At 60.5% G+C, this 18,394-nt stretch carries 18 protein-coding genes; 4 read left to right on the plus strand and 14 right to left on the minus strand.

Annotation, left to right across the window (positions count from 1 at the left end; genetic code table 11):
• Positions 1-60 precede the first annotated feature (60 nt).
• The 8 genes from M2360_RS22755 to M2360_RS22790 form a co-directional block, all read right to left on the minus strand.
• Complete coding sequence (locus tag M2360_RS22755; RefSeq protein ID WP_280777674.1) at positions 61-489, minus strand: MucR family transcriptional regulator; 429 nt, start codon at positions 487-489, stop codon at positions 61-63.
• A gap of 552 nt (positions 490-1,041) precedes the next feature.
• On the minus strand, positions 1,042-1,383 hold the full coding sequence (gene mnhG / locus M2360_RS22760) for a monovalent cation/H(+) antiporter subunit G (RefSeq protein WP_280777675.1): 342 nt from the start codon (positions 1,381-1,383) through the stop codon (positions 1,042-1,044).
• Entirely contained in the window at positions 1,380-1,715 is a 336-nt protein-coding gene (locus tag M2360_RS22765) for a cation:proton antiporter (protein WP_280777676.1), read from the minus strand. Before M2360_RS22765 ends, mnhG begins: the two co-directional genes overlap by 4 nt.
• Positions 1,712-2,188 (minus strand): Na+/H+ antiporter subunit E, encoded by a 477-nt coding sequence (locus M2360_RS22770; protein ID WP_280777677.1) that lies wholly within the window; start codon positions 2,186-2,188, stop codon positions 1,712-1,714. The genes M2360_RS22765 and M2360_RS22770 overlap by 4 nt, the downstream gene beginning before the upstream one ends.
• A complete protein-coding gene (locus tag M2360_RS22775; protein ID WP_280777678.1) occupies positions 2,185-3,741 on the minus strand; it encodes a Na+/H+ antiporter subunit D in 1,557 nt (518 codons plus the stop codon). Before M2360_RS22775 ends, M2360_RS22770 begins: the two co-directional genes overlap by 4 nt.
• Position 3,742: 1 nt before the next feature.
• Complete coding sequence (locus M2360_RS22780; protein WP_280777679.1) at positions 3,743-4,120, minus strand: Na+/H+ antiporter subunit C; 378 nt, start codon at positions 4,118-4,120, stop codon at positions 3,743-3,745.
• Positions 4,117-4,524, minus strand: a complete 408-nt coding sequence (locus M2360_RS22785; RefSeq protein WP_280777680.1) for a Na+/H+ antiporter subunit B — start codon at positions 4,522-4,524, stop codon at positions 4,117-4,119. The genes M2360_RS22780 and M2360_RS22785 overlap by 4 nt, the downstream gene beginning before the upstream one ends.
• A complete protein-coding gene (locus M2360_RS22790; RefSeq protein WP_280777681.1) occupies positions 4,521-6,863 on the minus strand; it encodes a putative monovalent cation/H+ antiporter subunit A in 2,343 nt (780 codons plus the stop codon). The genes M2360_RS22785 and M2360_RS22790 overlap by 4 nt, the downstream gene beginning before the upstream one ends.
• A gap of 791 nt (positions 6,864-7,654) precedes the next feature.
• Between M2360_RS22790 and M2360_RS22795 the strand changes: the two genes are divergently transcribed.
• Positions 7,655-8,725 (plus strand): putative phage abortive infection protein, encoded by a 1,071-nt coding sequence (locus tag M2360_RS22795; RefSeq protein WP_280777682.1) that lies wholly within the window; start codon positions 7,655-7,657, stop codon positions 8,723-8,725.
• A 746-nt stretch (positions 8,726-9,471) separates the two neighbouring features.
• Here the strand turns inward: M2360_RS22795 and M2360_RS22800 are convergent.
• Both M2360_RS22800 and M2360_RS22805 read right to left on the minus strand, forming a co-directional pair.
• Positions 9,472-9,777 carry a DNA-binding transcriptional regulator gene (locus tag M2360_RS22800; protein WP_280777683.1) on the minus strand — a complete coding sequence of 102 codons (306 nt, stop codon included), beginning with the start codon at positions 9,775-9,777 and terminating at the stop codon, positions 9,472-9,474.
• An 89-nt stretch (positions 9,778-9,866) separates the two neighbouring features.
• Positions 9,867-10,727 (minus strand): type II CAAX endopeptidase family protein, encoded by an 861-nt coding sequence (locus tag M2360_RS22805; RefSeq protein ID WP_280777684.1) that lies wholly within the window; start codon positions 10,725-10,727, stop codon positions 9,867-9,869.
• 218 nt (positions 10,728-10,945) lie between these two features.
• Between M2360_RS22805 and msrB the strand changes: the two genes are divergently transcribed.
• Positions 10,946-11,347, plus strand: coding sequence for a peptide-methionine (R)-S-oxide reductase MsrB (gene msrB / locus M2360_RS22810; protein WP_280777685.1), 402 nt, complete (start codon positions 10,946-10,948; stop codon positions 11,345-11,347).
• Here msrB and M2360_RS22815 read toward each other — a convergent pair whose 3' ends face one another.
• Positions 11,348-12,010: a hemolysin III family protein gene (locus M2360_RS22815; protein WP_280777686.1), complete on the minus strand. Its 663-nt coding sequence runs from the start codon at positions 12,008-12,010 to the stop codon at positions 11,348-11,350.
• Positions 12,011-12,098: 88 nt separating this feature from the next.
• Positions 12,099-12,818, minus strand: coding sequence for a tRNA (5-methylaminomethyl-2-thiouridine)(34)-methyltransferase MnmD (gene mnmD / locus M2360_RS22820; RefSeq protein ID WP_280777687.1), 720 nt, complete (start codon positions 12,816-12,818; stop codon positions 12,099-12,101).
• Here mnmD and M2360_RS22825 point away from each other — a divergent pair.
• Both M2360_RS22825 and M2360_RS22830 read left to right on the plus strand, forming a co-directional pair.
• On the plus strand, positions 12,817-14,031 hold the full coding sequence (locus tag M2360_RS22825) for an FAD-binding oxidoreductase (RefSeq protein WP_280777688.1): 1,215 nt from the start codon (positions 12,817-12,819) through the stop codon (positions 14,029-14,031). The genes mnmD and M2360_RS22825 overlap by 2 nt on opposite strands.
• Positions 14,032-14,482: 451 nt before the next feature.
• Positions 14,483-14,947: a hypothetical protein gene (locus M2360_RS22830; RefSeq protein WP_280777689.1), complete on the plus strand. Its 465-nt coding sequence runs from the start codon at positions 14,483-14,485 to the stop codon at positions 14,945-14,947.
• Between the two features lie 78 nt (positions 14,948-15,025).
• Here M2360_RS22830 and M2360_RS22835 read toward each other — a convergent pair whose 3' ends face one another.
• Positions 15,026-16,504 (minus strand): calcium-binding protein, encoded by a 1,479-nt coding sequence (locus tag M2360_RS22835; protein WP_280777690.1) that lies wholly within the window; start codon positions 16,502-16,504, stop codon positions 15,026-15,028.
• A gap of 228 nt (positions 16,505-16,732) precedes the next feature.
• The gene (locus tag M2360_RS22840) at positions 16,733-18,382 is read right to left on the minus strand and encodes a calcium-binding protein (protein ID WP_280777691.1); all 1,650 of its coding nucleotides are present in this window, start codon (positions 18,380-18,382) and stop codon (positions 16,733-16,735) included.
• Between the last annotated feature and the right edge of the window lie 12 nt (positions 18,383-18,394).

Raw genomic sequence — 18,394 nt, forward strand, 5'->3', positions numbered from 1 at the left:
CTGTGTGTGAAAAAACAAAAGCGGCCCCGCAGGACCGCCCTGTTTTCATGCGATTGCGGCTCAAACCCGCTTCTTGCGGCCCTGGCCGAGGCCCATTTCCTTGGCGAGGCGCGAACGCGCTTCGGCATAGGCCGGCGCCACCATCGGGTAGTCGGACGGAAGCTCCCACTTTTCGCGGTAGTCTTCCGGCGTCATGCCGTAATGGGTCATGAGGTGGCGCTTGAGCGACTTGAACTTCATGCCGTCTTCGAGGCAGATGATATAGTCGTTATGCACCGACTTCTTGATCGGCACCGGCGGCTTCGGCTTTTCCGCCACCGGAGCGACGACTTCCGCCGTCGCGGTGTTGGACAGCGCCGTATGCACGTCGGCGATGAGGGATGCGAGGTCGTTGGCCGGCACTACGTGATTGCCGACATAGGCGGCCACGATTTCCGCGGTCAATTCGACCAGCAATTCCTTGTTTCCCGCATTTACTGCATCGTTCATATTATTCTCCTGATCGATCCACTTGCCCTGCTTCAGTTTCTTTCGAACCAGAAGCGCTGAACAGAGTCATCTCCGGCGAAGTATATAGTTGATGGCCTCGGCGCTACCCCTAGCGCTTGTGCCTATATGCCTCGCCGATTTCTATTCTTGCGACGGATAATTCCGCCTTTCGGTCTTTCCCGTCATGCAGCGCCTCGATTGAACGCGGCGTCCCCCATGACCGATCGACTGAATTGAATCGAAATATGACTCTTGTGTTGCGGATTAACATCTTTTCTTTGCATTTCCAATATATTTTTACATACTTTACACAATTGGAAAAAACTTGCCGTTACGTGACGTATCCTGCTGAAAACCAATCTTAATAAAGGCTTACATAAGCTGTAAAAACAACTCGTCTTGCAGTTTCATCAAGGAACCTTTGCGCTTGTTCTTCGTTCTTGCGGTTGAGGAGAATTTTAATCGCTTCTGATCCGGTTTTGCAATTCAAACGCTAATACTGCGGATTTGCTGACGCGCCGAGACTGACATGTCTCACGGCCATCCGCAGCGTTACTCTGCGTCGCCAAACGCCGCCTTGGCCTTTTCGTCGAGAACGGGCGGGCGAAATCCTGCCTTGATGGCGGCGCGGGCGAGCAGATGGGCGGAGATCGGCGCGGTCAGGAAAAAGAACAGGATGGTGGCCGCCGCCTTGATCCAGATCGCGCTGTCGTCGGCCCTCAGCGCCACGGCCAGCAGAAGCAGGCTGGAGCCCGCCGCCCCCGCCTTGGAGGCGGCGTGCATGCGCGCGAACACATCCGGAAGCCGCAACAGGCCGATGGCCGAGATCAGCGCAATCAGCGAGCCGATGATCAGCAGCGCGGCCGCGCCGAGCGTGAGAAGCGTGTCGATCATGGCGCGGTCTTCTTTTCGGTTTTGTCGCTCGCCGTGTCGCCGCGCAGTCCCTCCGGATCGCCCGCCAGAGCCAGATAGCGGGCGAAGGCGGCGGTGGTCAGAAAGCCCGTCAGGCCGAGCGCGAGCGCGATGTCGATATAGAGCTCAAAGCCGGTTTTCACCGCGATCACCGCAATGAAGCCGATCGCCACGCCCACCAGTTGGTCCAGCGCCAGCGCCCGGTCGGCTAGCGTCGGGCCGCGCAGCACGCGTATAGCGATCAGCGCCATGGCGGCGATCAGCGCGGCCAGCGCGAAATGCACGGAAGAGAGCAGGATGTCGGCAGGCGTCATGGCTCGAATGCCTCCTTGATCAGCCGCTGGAAGCCGTTGACGATGTCGTCGCGGGTGGCGTCGGGATCGGGCGCATCCACTGCATGCACCAGAAGATAGCTGCGATCTTCTGCAACATCCACCGTCAGCGTGCCCGGCGTCAGCGTTATAAGATTGGCAAGCAGGGTGATTTCGGCGTCGCGCGTCAAGGTCAGCGGCACGGTCAGCAGGCCGGGCCGGAACTGCATGCGCGGCGAGGTCACCAGCCGCGCCACCCGCCACACCGACAGCGTAAATTCCTTGAGAAACACCAGGATCAGTTTGCCGATGCGCCACAGCCTGACGCCATAGCGCAGCGAGCCGGAGGCGCGCGGCAGAAGCGTCAGCACGATTGCGCCGACGACGAAGCCGAGCAGCAGCGACAGCCCGCTCGGCAGGTCGGAAAAGCTCATGGCGGCGAGAATGATGGCGAGATGGGCGAGCGCGGCCTTCATGGGCGGCTCCCCATCAGCGCCGAGCCGATATAGGCGGCGGGATCGACAAAGCCGCGCGCGGCGAGATCGGCGATCCCGGCCATCGCCGCCGGCCACAGCCCAATCGCCAGGCTGATCCCCGCCATCCCCGCCGCCGCCGCGATCATCGCGCGTCCGGCCGGGGGCGCGGGCAGGGGCGTCGCCGCCGGCCGCCAGAAAGCGAGCAGGATCACCCGTCCCGCAGCGAATGTCATCAGGAAACCCGAGACGAGAATGGCGGCGGCCAGCCCGTCATGATCGCTGGCGATCGCCGCCTTGATCAGCACCGCCTTGGGCCAGAAGCCCGACAGTGGCGGCAGGCCGGCGAGCGCAAGCAGCAGCAATCCGGTGATCACCGTCAGCCCCGGCGCGGCCGCATAGAGCCCGCCGAGTTTCGTAAGCGAGGAGGTTCCCGCCCGCGCCGCAATCACGCCGACGGCGAAATACAGCCCGGACATCGCCAGCATCGAATGAAGTAGATAGAAATAGGCGCCCGACAATCCGGCCTCACCGCCGATCGCCAGACCCGCCAGCGCCACGCCGATGCCGGCGATCACCCAATGGCCGAGCGCGCGCTTGAGATCGTCGCTGCCGATGGCGCCGATCGCGCCGACGAGCATGGTCAAGGCCGCCACCGCGCCGATCACCGGCGACAGCGCCGCGCCTTCAGCCGGCATCAGCATCACCAAGACCCGGATCAGCGCATAGACGCCGACCTTGGTCAGAAGCCCGGCAAACAGCGCCGCCGCCGCCATGCGCGGCGTGTGATAGGAGGCGGGCAGCCAGGCATTGAGCGGAAAGGCGGCCGCCTTCATGCCGAAAGCGGTGAGATAGAGCGCCGCCAGCGTGCCCAAAGGCAGATCGCCTTGATCCTCGGACACTTTCACGGCGATGTCGGCCATGTTGAGCGTGCCGAAGATCGCATAGAGATAGCCGGTGGCGATCAGAAACAGCGTCGTGCCGACGAGGTTCAGCAGCCCGTATTTCAGCGCCCCGTCGATCTGCTCCTTCTCCCCACCCAGCACCAGCAGCCCGAAGGACGAGATCAGCAGCACCTCGAACCAGACATAGAGGTTGAACACGTCGCCGGTCAGAAACGCCCCGGACACGCCGGCGATCAGGAACAGGAGAAAAGGATAGAAGCCGTAGCGCCGGTGGTTGAGGTCGATCTCCGCAAGCGCGAACACGCCTGCCGCCAATGTGACGACGCCCGCGACCAGCGCCAGTGCCGCCCCGCCGACATCGACGGTGAAGGCGATGCCGAACGGCGGCAGCCAGCGCCCGAGCGCCAGCGTCACCGGGCCATTGACGGCCACATGCGCCAGAAGCGCGATTTCCGCGAGGATCATCAGCGAAAGTGTCACGAGCGCGATTGGCGCATGCCAGTCGATGCGACGGCGGATGGCGGCGAGAACAGCGCCAGCGGCCAGCGGCAGGGCCACCGGCAGAATGGTCAGCCAGGCCTCGGGCGCTACGTCGGGCGCATAGACTTTGGCGAGGTCGATGCCTGTGGCGGCGGCGATGAGCGTCTGCATGTCAGTAGTCCCTCGGCGGCGCGGGCGCATCCGCCGGCTCGGAAAAGCGCAGCGAGGTCGTGTCGTCACTCTCGAGCGTCTGCCGGGCGCGATAGGCCAGCACCATCAGGAAGGCGAAGAAGGAGAAGGAAATCACGATCGCCGTGAGAATCAGCGCCTGCGGCAGCGGATTGGCCGATGTCGAAGCCAGCACGTCGCCGGAGGTGATCACCGGCGGGATCTCGCGCGTCATCCGGCCGGCGATGAACAGCGTCAGATTGACAGCATTGCCGAGCAAGGACACGCCGAGCATGATGCGGATGATGCGGCTCGACAGCATCAGATAGATGGCGGCGGCGAAAAACAGGCCGGCGAGCAGGATGAAGGGCGCTTCGGTCATGGGTCCTCCCGCTCCTCAAGCGCGAGCAGAATGGTGGAAAACGCCCCGAGCACCACCAGATAGACGCCGAGATCAAAGCTCATCACCGTGGAGAGATCGACGCCCGCGACCTTGAACCACAGCCCGGTCATGAACGGCATGCCCGCCAGCCAGGAGACGAGCCCCGACAGGGTCGACAACAGCAGCCCGCCGCCGGCGATCGCCATCGGATGCGCCTTGAGCGCCCGCCGCGTCGCTTCCACCCCGAAAGCCAGCGCGTAAAGCGCGATCGCCGAAGCCGCCAGCAACCCGCCGATAAAGCCGCCGCCCGGCGCATTATGCCCGCGCAGCAGCACGAAGACCGAGAAGACCAGCATCAGCACGGTCAGGAAGGGCGCCATGGTCTTGAGGATCACGGAGTTCATGCGCGCTCCTCCTCGCGGTCGGGATCATTGTCGGCAGGCGCGGCGCGGCTGGTCCGGAGACGGATCAGCGCCAGAATGGCCAGACCAGTGATGGTGACCACGGCGATTTCGCCGAGCGTATCCGAGCCGCGGAAATCGACGATGATGACATTGACGACATTGGCCCCATGCGCGAGCGTCTTGGAATAATCCCCGAAAAAGGCCGACAGCGTGTTGTCGAACGGCGTCTCCAGCACTTTGAGCAGATAGAGCGCAAAGCCGAGGCCGCAGGCCACCGCGATCACCGTATCGAGAACGATCTGGCTGACCGGCCGGTGATCGCTGACATCGAGCCTCAGCCGCGTCATGATCAGCGCCAGGATCACCACCGACAGCGTCTCGACCATGAACTGGGTGAAAGCGAGATCCGGCGCGCCGAACAGCAGATAGAGCACCGCCACCGCAAAGCCTTGAATGCCCAAGGAAACGATCGCCGTCAGCCGGCTTTTCGCCGCCAGCACCGCAAACAGGCCGAAAATGGCGATGGCGATAAAACCCGCCTCATGCGGCTGCAGGTCGCGCGGCCAGGCGGGAATGTCAGGCCATTCGCCATGAATGCCCATGGGCAGCAACAGGCTCGCGGCGATGAAGGCGAAGACGGTGGTGAGATAAAGCTCCAGCCGCCCGCTCTGCAGCCGGTTGAGGCCGGCATGGCTCACTGTCACCAGAAGCGAGACGAACTGGTCGAAGCCGCGATCCGGCCCCCAGCCGATCATCGTCAGCAGCCGCGCCATCAGCCCGCGCAGACCGGCCAGACCCAAGAGCATCACCGCCGCCAGCGCAAGCGTCAGCACCGACAGCGCAAAAGCCAGGCTGACATGCGGCAAAGGCGAGGCATGCACGTCAAGCGCCGTCCCCGCCGCCGCTGACGCCATCGGGCTCGACAGCAGATGATGGAACGGCCCGGACGCCAGCCCCGCGACCAGCCCGAGCGCGGCAAGCGCCACCGGCCCGGCCATCAACAGGAGAGGCCCGTCATGGGCGTGTTTCGGCGTCTTCGTCTCCGCGCCGAGGAAGGGCAGCAGCGCAATCGCAAAGCCGATCGCCCCCATCATCGCATTGCCGGCGATTGCCGCGAGGAGCGGCAGCGCCCGCCAGCCGCCCTCGGTCAGCGCCGCATATATCTCTTCTTTCGCCATGAAGCCGGCAAACAAGGGAATGCCGGCCATCGAGCAGGCGGCGAAGAGCGCCGCAGCGAAGGTGAGGGGCATCTTGCCCCGGAGGCCTGAAAGCTTGGTGACGTCGCGCGTGCCCGCCTCATGGTCGATCACGCCAGCGATCATGAACAGCGCGCCTTTGAACAGCGCATGCGCGATCAGATAGAGCACCGCCGCCTCGATCGCCTTGTCCGAGCCGATGCCGGTCATCATGGTGATCAGCCCGAGCGAGGCGACCGTGGTATAGGCCAGCATCAGCTTGAGATCGGTCTGTTTCAGCGCCAGCGCCGCCCCGATCACGAGCGTGACGCCGCCGAACAGCGGCAGCGCGATCTGCCAGATCACCGTGTCGCCGAACACCGGATTGAGCCTGAGCAGCAGATAGACGCCGGCTTTCACCATGGTGGCCGAGTGCAGAAACGCCGACACCGGCGTCGGCGCCTCCATGGCGTTGGGCAGCCAGAAATGGAAGGGAAACTGCGCCGATTTGGTGAAGGCGCCGATCAAAACCAGCACAAGCGCCGCGCTCGCCCAGGGATGCGCCGTCACCTCTGCCGCCTTGACGACCAGCCCCGACAGCGTCGTCTCGCCGCTCATCACCGTCAGCGTCATCACGCCGGCCAAGAGCGCCAGCCCGCCGCCGCCGGTCACCAGCAGCGCCTGCAGCGCGCCGCGCCTCGAGGCCGCCCGCTGATGGTCAAAGCCGATCAGCAGGAAGGAGGAGATCGAGGTCAGCTCCCAATAGACAAACAGCATCAACAGATTGTCGGAGACGACGACGCCGAGCATCGCAAACGAGAACAGCAGGATAAAGGCGAAGAACCGCCCCTGCTGCTCATGCCCCTTCAGATAGCCGCCGGAATAGAGCACGATCAGCACGCCGATTCCGGAAATCAGCAGCGCAAATGTCAGCCCCAGCCCATCGAGCCGCCAGGCGTAATCGAGCCCGAGCATGGGCGCCCAGGCAAACCCGCCCGCCACCGCCGCCCTGCCCGCCACCTCGGGCAGATGGCTCGCAAAGATCACAAACGGCGCCGCCAAGAACAGCGTGAGCACCCAAGCCGCCTTCTCCTGCAACCGCCGCGTCAAAGCGGGCGCAACGAAAGCGCCGAGCAAGGGCAGGAACAAAGCAGCGGTGGTCATCCCGGTCGCTGACACTCTCTCGACGCCTCCAAACTTCATCGGTCGCGGCTAGAAATAGGGGGGAATAGCCAGGGGCGCCAGCAAAAACGGGCATTTGCGCCGGTAAACTCGGTCTGACGGGAATGTGATGAGGGGTTTGTCCACAGGGGGAGGGATCGATGGTGCTTCGATGGAATGAGCGAAGGCGTTGAGGTGCGGCCTCCGGCTTCAGGCGATTGCGATGACGGGCCGCTTTGGGGCTGGGAGTGGACCGTTGGATGACGAGTGCCTAACGGTGAAAGCCGAAATAATACATGTGGCGCGGCTGTCCGAGCCCGCCTATTGCCGCCATCCGCGTTCGCAACGTAATGGGTAAGGTCAAGAACTCGCAGTACGATTGTTAGTAGCAATGGAAAACGCGGCATTCCAAAAGGGGCCAAGTCGCTCGCCCTTAACCAAAGGGGAATGGATGATGAAAAAGCAATTACTGACATTCCGATGGACTGTGGTGTGTTTATCGTATCGATCGTTACCGGCTTCGGCATTTATCTATTCGGCAGCTTCTTATCCCGTCAGGATTGCCGGTTTGCATGATGAGTTGAAGTGAACTGGACCTTTGTGCATATAGGGGAGATTCCCGGTAGTCCTGTTACAAGCCCTATTGGTGCGGAATACATCAGGTGCGACAATTACGATTAGGATAATGTCCAACGAAGCAGATTCGAATAAGAAGTGGCAGAGACCCAATAGCTGCCGCAAGTGATCAGATTTCGTCTCAGGTGAAGGCTCGTTATCATATCATTTCGTGGAAGATGGCGGCGATGGATGTGCCGGAAGGGTGGGGCAGTATGTGGCGCAAGATAGAGCGGTGGAGGATGTCAGCCTGCGGGTGGATAAAGCACCTGCCGAAATGCGCCTACTGGTGGTTACGCAAGCATTTCGAGGCCTTTTTGGAGCCTGCCAATGAAAACTCCAAGTCCAATCTATTCCACTTATTCCTGATTGCCGGCGCATTCTGTGTCGTCATCGTGTGCACAGCATTTGCCATCGTTTATTTCGAGGCGGAATCGTCTGGCGGAACCTTCGGCGATTTCATCGGTGGTACGCTTAACCCCATCCTGACATTCCTGACCTTCATGGCGCTGCTCATCACCATTGTCCTGCAGCAGAAGGAACTGGCCGAGACGCGCAACGAGCTGGCGGCATCGGCCCGCGCCCTTCAAGATCAGCACATCTCGCTCGACCGCCAGAACTTCGAAACGACGTTTTTCCAGATGCTGACGCTGCACAATACCATTGTCAATTCGATTGACCTTGAATGGAAGAACCGGCGGCCCAACAGCTATGATGCTATGTCAGGCGACATCAATCGTCGCGCCGCGGGAAGGGATTGTTTCAAGCAGTTCTTTGCCAATTACAAGCAGTATTACGACGATGTCGGAGAACTGGACGACAAAGAGCGTCTGCAGAGGGCTTACGATCAGTTTTGGGACTGGAGACAGCAAGACCTCGCCCACTACTACCGCTACCTCTATAACGTCCTGAGGTTCGTCCATGACTACAAAGGCATCAGCGATAAGCTGCGGTATGTGAAGTTGCTGCGGGCTCAGCTTTCCGATTACGAATTGCTGATGCTGTTTTACACTGCGCTCAACAAAAATGGTCTAAACTACTGGATTTATATCCATGACTACGGGTTGTTCGACAATTTGCCGCCCAGCATGCTCATCAAGCCGGAACATAAGGACTTATATTCAGCCAAGTCGTTCGGGGAGCCCAAAAATCCGCCGCTTGAGATATGGCCTCCCAGCCAGTTAGCGGCTACGTGGGAGCGCGAAGCGGCGTTAGACGCGGAAGCTACAACAGACGAAAATGAAATTTGATAGGATCGTAGCGCATGATAGATGACAGTGATGACGAAGTGGTAATGAGAGCATCTTCCACGAGCCGCGAGGCTCTTGAGCATCTATGCAGGGCATGTCCGTTCATTGACCTGCCGGAAGATTGCGAAGACGATATTCGGAAGGATGAAACCGGCCGATACAGCTTCGTTTATTGGAATGGGGAAGACCAGCGGATGCAGATCAAGTCATGGGCCGAACGGTTTTATCCATCGAACCTCTATTATGGCATTCATCTAGATGACGTATCGGACCAGTATAATCTGAGCAATTAGTTTTTGCTTCCGGAGATTGCGGGCCTAACCCGTAAAACGGCATAAGACACTCGTGATAATAAGATACTAAAATATTTTGATAAATAATCATGGTTGAAGACCCGTTTAAAGTAGTTAGGGCACCTGTGATACCTTCTCTTGGTGACCTGGAAATCTAGCGATCGGTGCCCGTCGCCCGCACTTCACCCGGTTGCCCGAACGCAGTCTTCGCGCGCTCTCATAGGATGGAGGGCCGCGTTATGCGCAAATGCGGCGTGACGCTGCCATCGTTAGGTTCCCTCTTTCGAGCGCCTCAGGGGGCGGCCCCTATGACCGACTTGGAGGCGCGAATCGGAGATCACCATCGGCCTAGTGCTCGCTGCCGTGGGAGCCAGTCCTCGATCTCCCTCCGCGCCGCACGCAACACATTCCTACGCTGTCGCAGTTGCCACCATGATCAAGCCCCAACACCACTCACCACAACACCTCCAACCCCTTCCTCTCCACCAGATCCAGGATCTTCACCGCTGGCCCGCTGGGCTTCTTCACGCCTTGCTCCCAGGCGGCGACCGTCGATGTCTTGACATTGAGATGGGCGGCGAAAACGGCTTGGCTGACCTTGGACTTGGCGCGGATCGTCTTGATGTCTTCAGGCGAATAATCCCGCAGCGGCGGAAGACGCAGTGCGTCGAAATCGCGCATGGTCACATCGTCCATATACCCGGCCTCATGCAGCCGCGTCGCAGATCTGTGAACATTGGTCAGAATGCCGGACGTCATAGGCATGTCTTTCGAGTGAAGGTGAGTTGCGGCAGCCGCCTTTTATGGCGATGGTTCTACCATAGATGGCGGCCATCCGCCAGCGCCCCCTACCTCCACCGCCCCGCTGCCACATGCCCCCGCCGCACCGCAATCGCCATCAAAATCACCCCCGCCGAGGTGCAGAACACCAGCGCAAACACCGAGGATTCCAGCCCGAAGGCGCCGCCGGTCAGCACATCAGGCCCTGTGATCACCGCCTTGATCAGGCCGGGATCGCTGTCGCCGCCGGAGACGATGCCGGAAAAGATGCCTGAGAGGGTGTAGTTCCAGGCCATATGCAGGCCGATGCCGATCCATAGCCGCCGGGTGATCAGATAGGCGGCGGCCAGCAGCAGGCCCGCCTCGATGCTGATATAGACGGCGCCCGCCAGCGTGCCGGCCGGATTGAGAAGATGCACCAGCCCGAACAGCAGCGCCGACGCCGCCACCGCGATCCAGGAGCCGAACAGATCCTCGATCGAGCGGAACAGCACGCCGCGAAAGAACAGTTCCTCGAATGTGCCCGAACTCAGCGCCATCGATACCGCCGGCAGCAGGAAGATCAGCGAATTGAGCCCTTCGACCCGGTACATGCCGAGTGCTGCGAGCGCCAGCACGCAAGCCGTGATCAGCCCCGCGCCGATCGCCGCCCCCATCGCCCATTCCCGCCCCGCGCCGGCGAGCGACAATTCGCTGACCGCCCGGCGTTCGACAAACCTCGCCCAGCCCGCATAGACCGCCATGGCAGCCAGGCCCATGCCGAGGGTGACGAGGATCGACACAAGCGGCGTCTGCTTGAACACCAGCATGAAGCTGTTGTTGAGCATCATCATGAAGAAGATGATCCCGCCGAGAGCTGCGATGCGGATGACGGGAAATTGCAGGATCCTCAGCCATAGCGGCTTTGCGGCAATGGTTGCTTCACTCATGCGTCCCCTCTCTCCACGCCGCAAGAAAGCTGCGGTCCCGGATGTTTCCCGATTGTATTGTTTCAATAATTCCTATTAGAGACTGCAAGAAATCTACATTAGCGTCAAGTAATTTGCTGGGTCGTGCCGTCACGGAGCCGACATTGTCGGCGTGAGTGGCCATCCTTGCCATCTCCGCCCATCCACCCCATTTATGCCCTGGATACAAGGAGATCGCCATGACCGACGCCAAGACGACACCTGCCGAGGCCGATTGGACCCATTGCCTGACGCCGGAGCAATACCGGGTCACGCGCGAGGGCGGCACCGAGCGGCCGTTTACCGGGCCCTATTGGGACAATCACGAAACGGGGATCTATCGCTGCGTCTGTTGCAAGACGCCGCTGTTCTCATCCGACACCAAATTCGAATCCGGCACCGGCTGGCCGAGCTATTTCCAGCCGGTCGACAAGGACGCCATCAAGAATATCCGTGATATCAGCCATGGCATGGTGCGCGTGGAAGTGCGTTGCGCCGAATGCGAGGCGCATCTGGGCCATGTCTTCCCCGATGGCCCTGCGCCGACCGGCTTGCGCTATTGCATCAATGGCCATGCGCTGGATTTTGAAAAGACCGCCTGATCAGGCGCTCTGCCAGATCACGCAAGTCAGCACGGCGGCGTAATGCACCCCCGCCGCCGTCACCACGAAGCCATGCCAGATGGCGTTCTGGAAGCGCAGCTTCTCCCAGACATGGAAGATCACGCCCAGCGAATAGATGATGCCGCCGATCAGGATCAGGATCATCGTGGCCGCCGACAGCACCGACAGCAACCGGCTCACCAGCATCACGCCCGACCAGCCCATCGCCAGATACAGCAGGATGGTGAGCCTGTCGAAGCGGCCCGGCCAGCCGCATTTGAGCACGATGCCGAACACGGCCACGCCCCAGAGACCGACGAGATTGGCAAGAATCAACGGATCCGGCAGCGCCGCCACCAGAAACGGCGTATAGGTGCCGGCGATCAGAACGAAGATCGCCGAATGGTCAAACCGCCTGAGAATCCACTTCGCCGGCGTCACCGGCCAGATATTGTAGGCGAAGGAAATGCCGAGCGAGGCGATCAACCCGAGCCCGTAGATCCAGGCGGACGCGGCAAGGCCGGGCGAGGCCCAGACGGTAGCGTAGAAGATCAGCACCGTCACCGCCACCAGCGCCGCAACCACGCCCACCCCATGGACGATGCCGTCGGCGATGATTTCGGAACGGTCGTAGCGCCATTCGATGATCGGCAGTCTGCTCATGCGAAAATCCCCTGCGTCGCGTCCATTTCATCATGCCGCTGTGACCGTATCAAGATGGTAAACACGGCATTTGGACGCGGGGAAAAGATCACGCCGCCGATTTTGTTCCCGCGAGCATCTCCCGCTTGCCCGCAAAGCCCGGCCGTCGCTCCACCGCAAAGCCTGCGGCCATGAGGTTGCGCCGCACGAAGCCGGCGGCGGCGTATGTGGCGAATGTGCCGCCGGGGCTGGTGTGATCACACACCGCCGCCATCAGCTCCTCAGACCACATGGCCGGATTGCGCGATGGGGCGAAACCATCGAGATACCAGGCGTCGAACAGGTTTTTGCGCGCGGAAAGCCGGTCCAGCGCATCGCCGACGATCACCCGCAGCGTCACATCCGGCTCGAAAGTCAGCGTCACATCGCTGTCGGGTTTCTCCGGCCACAGCGCCAGGAGATCGCCGCGCTCGCGCGTCAGTTCCGGCCAGCGGCTGAGCGCCTTGGCGATCGCCTCCCGCTCCATCGGATAAAGTTCGAAAGAGGTGAAGCTGAGCGTCCCCGGCGCTTGTCCCGCCGCGCGCGGGGCCCGCCAGATCCTCAGCGTCTCGCAGAAATTCAGTCCCGTGCCGAAGCCGAGTTCGCCGATCGCAAAGGCGCCGCCATCCGCCCAGCGGCCCGGCAGGCCATTGGCGCCGACAAACACATGGCCGCATTCGGCGCGGCCATCGCTGCGGCAATAAAAATGGTCGCCAAACAGGGTCGAATAAGGCATATCGCCGTCGATCCAGTCCAGCTTCGCGTCTTCAGCAGTTTTCGTGGTGTCCATGTCGAAAGCCGATAATCCGCCCGCCGCTCCCGGTCAATTCACAACCGACATTCTGGTCGTCGGCGGCGGCGTGATGGGGCTTTGGGCGGCGGTGAAGGCGACCGAGGCCGGCTATGGCGTCACGCTTGTCGATCGCGCCAGGCCGGGCGCCGGCGCGTCCGGCGGGCTGTTGGGCGCGCTGTTTCCCTGGATGCCCAATCGCTTCGACGACAAGAAGAAATTCCAGTACGACGCGCTGCTGTCTTTGCCTGTGGAGCTTTCGGCGCTGGAGGCGGAAACCGGGCTTTCGGCCGGCTATGCCCGCGTCGGCCGCATCATTCCGCTGCCCAAGCCGCATCTCCGCGTCATCGCCGAGCGCCATCAGCAGGACGCCATATCCGCCTGGCGCTCGCCCGCCGGCGCCTTTGACTGGCGCGTGACGGAGACGCCGCCGGTCGAATCCTATATCGACCCTGCCTTCGCCGCAGCCGGCTATGTGCATGACACGCTCGCCGCCCGCATGAGCCCGCGCGGCCTCTGCGCCCTGTTGACCGCCTGGCTCCAACATCGGCCCAATGCGCGCATCTTCATGGGGACCGAGCTCGAAAGCATCGACGCCGCAGCTGGCCGCGCCCGGTTCCGCGCCACGGGCGCCTCCCAGCCGGGTCAGGACGGCGAAACCTTTTGCGGCGACATTCTCTTTGATCGTCTGGTGCTTGCAATGGGCGTCGACGCTTTCGCGCCGATCGAGGCGCTGGCGCCGCCGTTGCAAAAGCCGCTGGGGCAGGGGGTCAAGGGCCAGGCGGCGCTCATGGCCGCCGATCTCGACCCAGGCCTGCCGGTGGCCTTTCTCGACGGCGTCTATGTCGTGCCGCATGCGGGGGGGCGTGTCGCGGTCGGCTCGACCTCGGAAAACAGCTATGACGCGCCTTTCGCCACCGACGCCCAGCTCGACGATGTGATTGAAAAAGCCCGCGCGCTCATCCCCGCGCTGGCGAATGCCCCGGTCATCGAACGCTGGGCGGGCCTGCGCCCCAAGGCGATCGCCCGCGACCCCATGCTCGGCCCGCTGCCCGACCACCCCAACATTCTGGCCATGACCGGCGGCTTCAAGATCTCCTTCGGCGTCGCCCATGCGCTGGCCGATGCGCTGATCGACATGATCGAAGGCCGCGACCCCGTCCGCCTGCCCGACGGCTTCCGGCTCGCGGCGCATCTGGCCGAGGCGGGGTGATTGCCTAGAGCGTGTCTCAGCTTATCAGCCTCATTCTGTTGGTCCAAACCGGGATGATCCGCGAGGAGAAGGGCGCAGGTCGTAGCTGCAGGTCGTAGCTAATGCTACGGCCAAGCCCTACGACGATGCGGGCGCCCGGTTTCGACCAACCCTTCGGGCCGGATGAATTTCGGCCACTATCTTCGGCTTTTGGCTCCGCCGTACATCTGGGTACGCCCTCGCCAAAAGCCTTGACCCTGACCGAAATTGATCCGGCAGAATGAGGCTGATAAGCTGAAACACGCTCTAGGCGGCCAGTCGAAAGACCCCGATGCGCCCCGATTGAGCTTATTCCTCTGCATCGTTCTTGCGCCGTCAAGACGATCAACTTTCCGCGCCGCCGCTCTCAGGATCCGATTGACGCGGCCTGCGCTTCGCCGATACTTGCGGCCATCGGAATGGGGAACACCATATGGGATTTGTCAAAGCTGCGGTCCGGTTCTTGGCGGGCCTGTTTTTTGGCGCGCTGACCGCCTTTGCGCTTGCGCCGGCGGTGGCCGCATTCAGTGCGTCGGACGCCGATCCATCGCCGTTGCTCGTCCCGGCCATCGTCCTGGTCTCAGCGATCCTTTGCACTCTCGCTCCGACGATCAGGAAAGCCTTCGGGCGCGGCTTTCTGATCGCGGGCGTGAGCTTTTTCTCCCTGCCGGTCTCCACCATCCTGCTCACCGGCCAGGCGCTCCTTGACGTGATCATCCCGGGCGAGGCCGCTGCGTCAGGCGAGGCTGCGCTGTTGACGGGCGTCGCGGGCCTTGCGGTCAGCGGCTTCGTCACGCTGGTCAGCCTCATCGCCGGCGCGATCTTCGTCATCATCGGTCTGGTCCTGATTTTGGGCGGACGTCGCCGTGAGGACGCGGTCGATCTGCCCCGGCGGTAAAGCGGCAAGGGTCGTTGACGCGCATCTTGCCGCTGCTCGATCTGACAATCCTCATTTGGCCAAACAGACTCGGGGGCGTCAGAATAGAAACATGCTGTCGTCGAGGTTGTCGCTGTTGACGCCGTCAAGCGTGATTGAGCCTTCGTCCAGTGTGATCGTCACATGCCGATGGTTGCCGTCCATGTGTTTCTCGACGTCGGAAAAGGATTTCACGGACGCCACACCGGAGAGATCGATGACGTCGTGGTTGGGCCCAAATGCAAAATCATGAATCCGGTCGACGCCGAAGTCATTTCTGAACACGAAACGATCGACGCCGTCGCCGCCGGTCAGCTTGTCATCACCTGCCCCACCGGCAATAACGTCATTGCCCTTGCCGCCGCCGATCGACAGGTTCTGGTCGCTGTCGGCGTCCTGGTGAATATTGTCGTCGCCCTTTGAGCCGGCAATCCGGTAAATATTTCCTCCGCCAAATTCGACCTTGGAGACATCCAGTTCCCCTTCCTCTGTTATGCCGAGCGTTCCACTCTTGCCGCGGAGCCGAATGACATCAAAGGCGCTCAATTGTTTCGCTGTTGCAAAAACGTTATAGACATCAAGGATTTCAGCTTGGATTTTGTCGTTCGACTTCAGTGTTCCCTCATTAAACTTCAGCGTATCCACTCCGGATCCACCCTTGTAATTCAAGGATATATCGTCAAATATTGAATATCCTTTCGAAACGGCCAAAACGTCGGCGCCTTCTCCACCGGAAATGATGCCGGTAAATGGCTTCTCATTCCGCAACACGAAGATTGTGTCATCCCCATCCCCGCCGTAGACGACGTCCGTTCTGTTGTGCGTCGAAATTTGATCGTCGCCCTCGCCGGCGTAAACAGTGTCGGCGTCTGCCGTATCTCCGGTAGAGAGCTTGTCGTTCAGTCTCGTTCCGTAAATGGTGTCGAAGCCTTCACCCCCAATTACGTTTCGGCCCTGAAGCACATCGTCGCCGTAGCCGCCCTGCAGGGTCAAACCTTCGGTCTCGCCCAGCTTGATGATGTCATCGCTGTCAGAACCGAAGATGTTGAAGTTAAGACGTTCGAAAATTTCCGGAGATCGGAAATCCGTCCGGTTGGAAAAGTAGAGATCAAACGGCTTTCCCTTGAAGCCAATCCTATCAAATTTATCAAGGAACTCGTCCGTCGTTCTGAGATCGACATTCCAGGAATAGGGGTTGTTAAAAGTCACGCGCTCGACCGTATCCACTTTCAGATCGTTTAAAGTGAAAAGAGTGGGCGCGATCAGGGTGAGCGTATCGTCTCCCTGGCCGCCACTTATTGTTCCGGCCTCGACAGGTTCCTTGATGATGATCGTGTCGCTGCCTTTGCCGCCATAGGCATTGCCGCATTCGCGGATTTCGATTGTGTCGTTGCCGGCGCCGCCGATCGCCGTCGCCAGTTCCTGCGTGTCAAGATCCCCATAAAGATAGATATAATCGTTTCCGGCGTCTCCGTAGAGAGCGTCGGGCGAAGAGCCGCCATAAAGGCTGTCATCGCCGCTTCCGCCACGCACGGACATGTAATAGTTGCCGAACCAGCCATCGTCTTCGTAGTCTCGCAGGACATCATTGCCGTCGCCGAGATCCGCGAAGACGAAGGCGGAATCGATGGGCCGTTTGGCGAGGTTGACCCTGTCGTCGCCAGTTGAGCCGGTGATCGTGTTGCCGTCGATGGTGACCATCTGAGAGATGTATCTCGACATGGTTTGAATCCGTTTTGCTGAGAGCCGCGTAAAATCGTGAAAAGTTCAGAAAATCAGGTTGTTGGCGTCCAGCGTCCAAGTGTAGCTGTCAAATTCGACCCGAAGTTCGGATTTGCCCATGTGGACGATCAGGACATGATAGAGATCATCGACGATAATGTCGGAATGCGTGTTGAGGTCGTCGATATCCCGGATGATTTTGGAGTTCGAGAAATCGAGGCGATCTTCCTCCTTTGCATTCGTGGAAAAATCCGTGATCGTATCGTGCCCGATCCGGTCGCTGAGATAGATCGTATCGACGCCGCTTCCACCGTCTATCGTCTCGTTCCCGGCTGTACCGCGGAATTGATCGTCGCCGCCTTGCAAATAAACGCCGAGGTTTCGACCGTCTATGCGGGTGTGTAAGAGATCGATGGCATTGTCTTCGTCGCTGCCGCTGACGTGGTATTTTCCGTTGATGCGCTTTGGCGCCAGCAATTCGCCGTCGGTCACCTGCACGTAGCCGTTTCTTGTCACGTCCAGCAGATCGACGGCGTTCAGCGCCGCGGCGGGGCCGGAGAGATCACGACCTCTGAGGATCTCGACATCGAGCACCGTCTTGTCGCCCAGCCCATACTCGATCTCGAGGATGTCTTTGCCGGCGCCTCCGACGACCGTACCGTTGACGCGTTCCATCTCGAAGAGATCGTTGCCGCCACCGCCGTAAAATGATCCTTCGATATCATGCAAATAAGTTGTTTCGGCTATGAAGACGTCATTGCCGGCGCCGCCCCAGCCGGACCCGTAATTGCCGATGAAAATGAGCCGGTCGTCTCCGGCGTCGCCATACAGCTTGTTGAGATCGCCCTCCTTGAACATGGTGTTGGAAGACGTATCCTCGGAATACAACTTATCGTCGCCCCCGCCGCCATAAAGCGTATCGACCCCGATTCCTCCGACCATGATATTGTCGAGATCGTTGCCGTAAAGGAGGTCGTCGCCATCGTCGCCCGCCAGCCGAAAATCGTTTTGGGTGCCGCGCAGATTGATGACGTCGTCGGCAATGCTGCCCACAATGGTTCCGCCAAAGTCGCCGGAGAGAAATCCCTTGCCGATCTGCGCGTCGTCGCCGGTAAGATGGATAATGATATCGTCATTGTGGAAAGACGAAATAGAGCCGAGCAGGCTCATGATGTTCTTGGACAGATGGATCGATCCCTGAACGGCGAAATGCTCAACGTCAGTGAACGATCGCGAGAAGAGCAACGTTTTTTCGAAGGACAATTCATAGCGGCTGCTGATGACCATCGTATCGTCGCCTGCGCCGCCGTTAACGGTGGCGTTGTCTTGCAGGTTTCGAAACAGAATGTCGTTCCCGTCTCCGCCTTCTATATAGGCAGCTGCGGAAACCCGGATAATGTCATCGCCATCGCCGCCGTAAAGGGATGCGTTAGCGCCGCGAGCCGTGATCTGGTCATTTCCGGCTCCTCCTATGAGAATATCGCGGCCCTTCGAGCCCTCGATGACATCGCGTCCATCGCCGCCATCGATGACGACTCCCTTCGCTTTGGTGTTGATGACGGAAATCTCGTCATTTCCGCCATAGCCCAAAATCGTCACCTGTTTGCTCTCCTGGCCCGGAGCCTGGAGAATGTTGAACAAAATGACGTCTTTTGATTGCGAGCCGACAACTGTTGTCTGATCCCAAGTATACATGAAGCACCGCCA

Origin of the sequence: Rhizobium sp. SG_E_25_P2 (genome assembly GCF_029892285.1) — a bacterium.
In the GTDB taxonomy this organism is placed as follows: domain Bacteria; phylum Pseudomonadota; class Alphaproteobacteria; order Rhizobiales; family Rhizobiaceae; genus Rhizobium_E.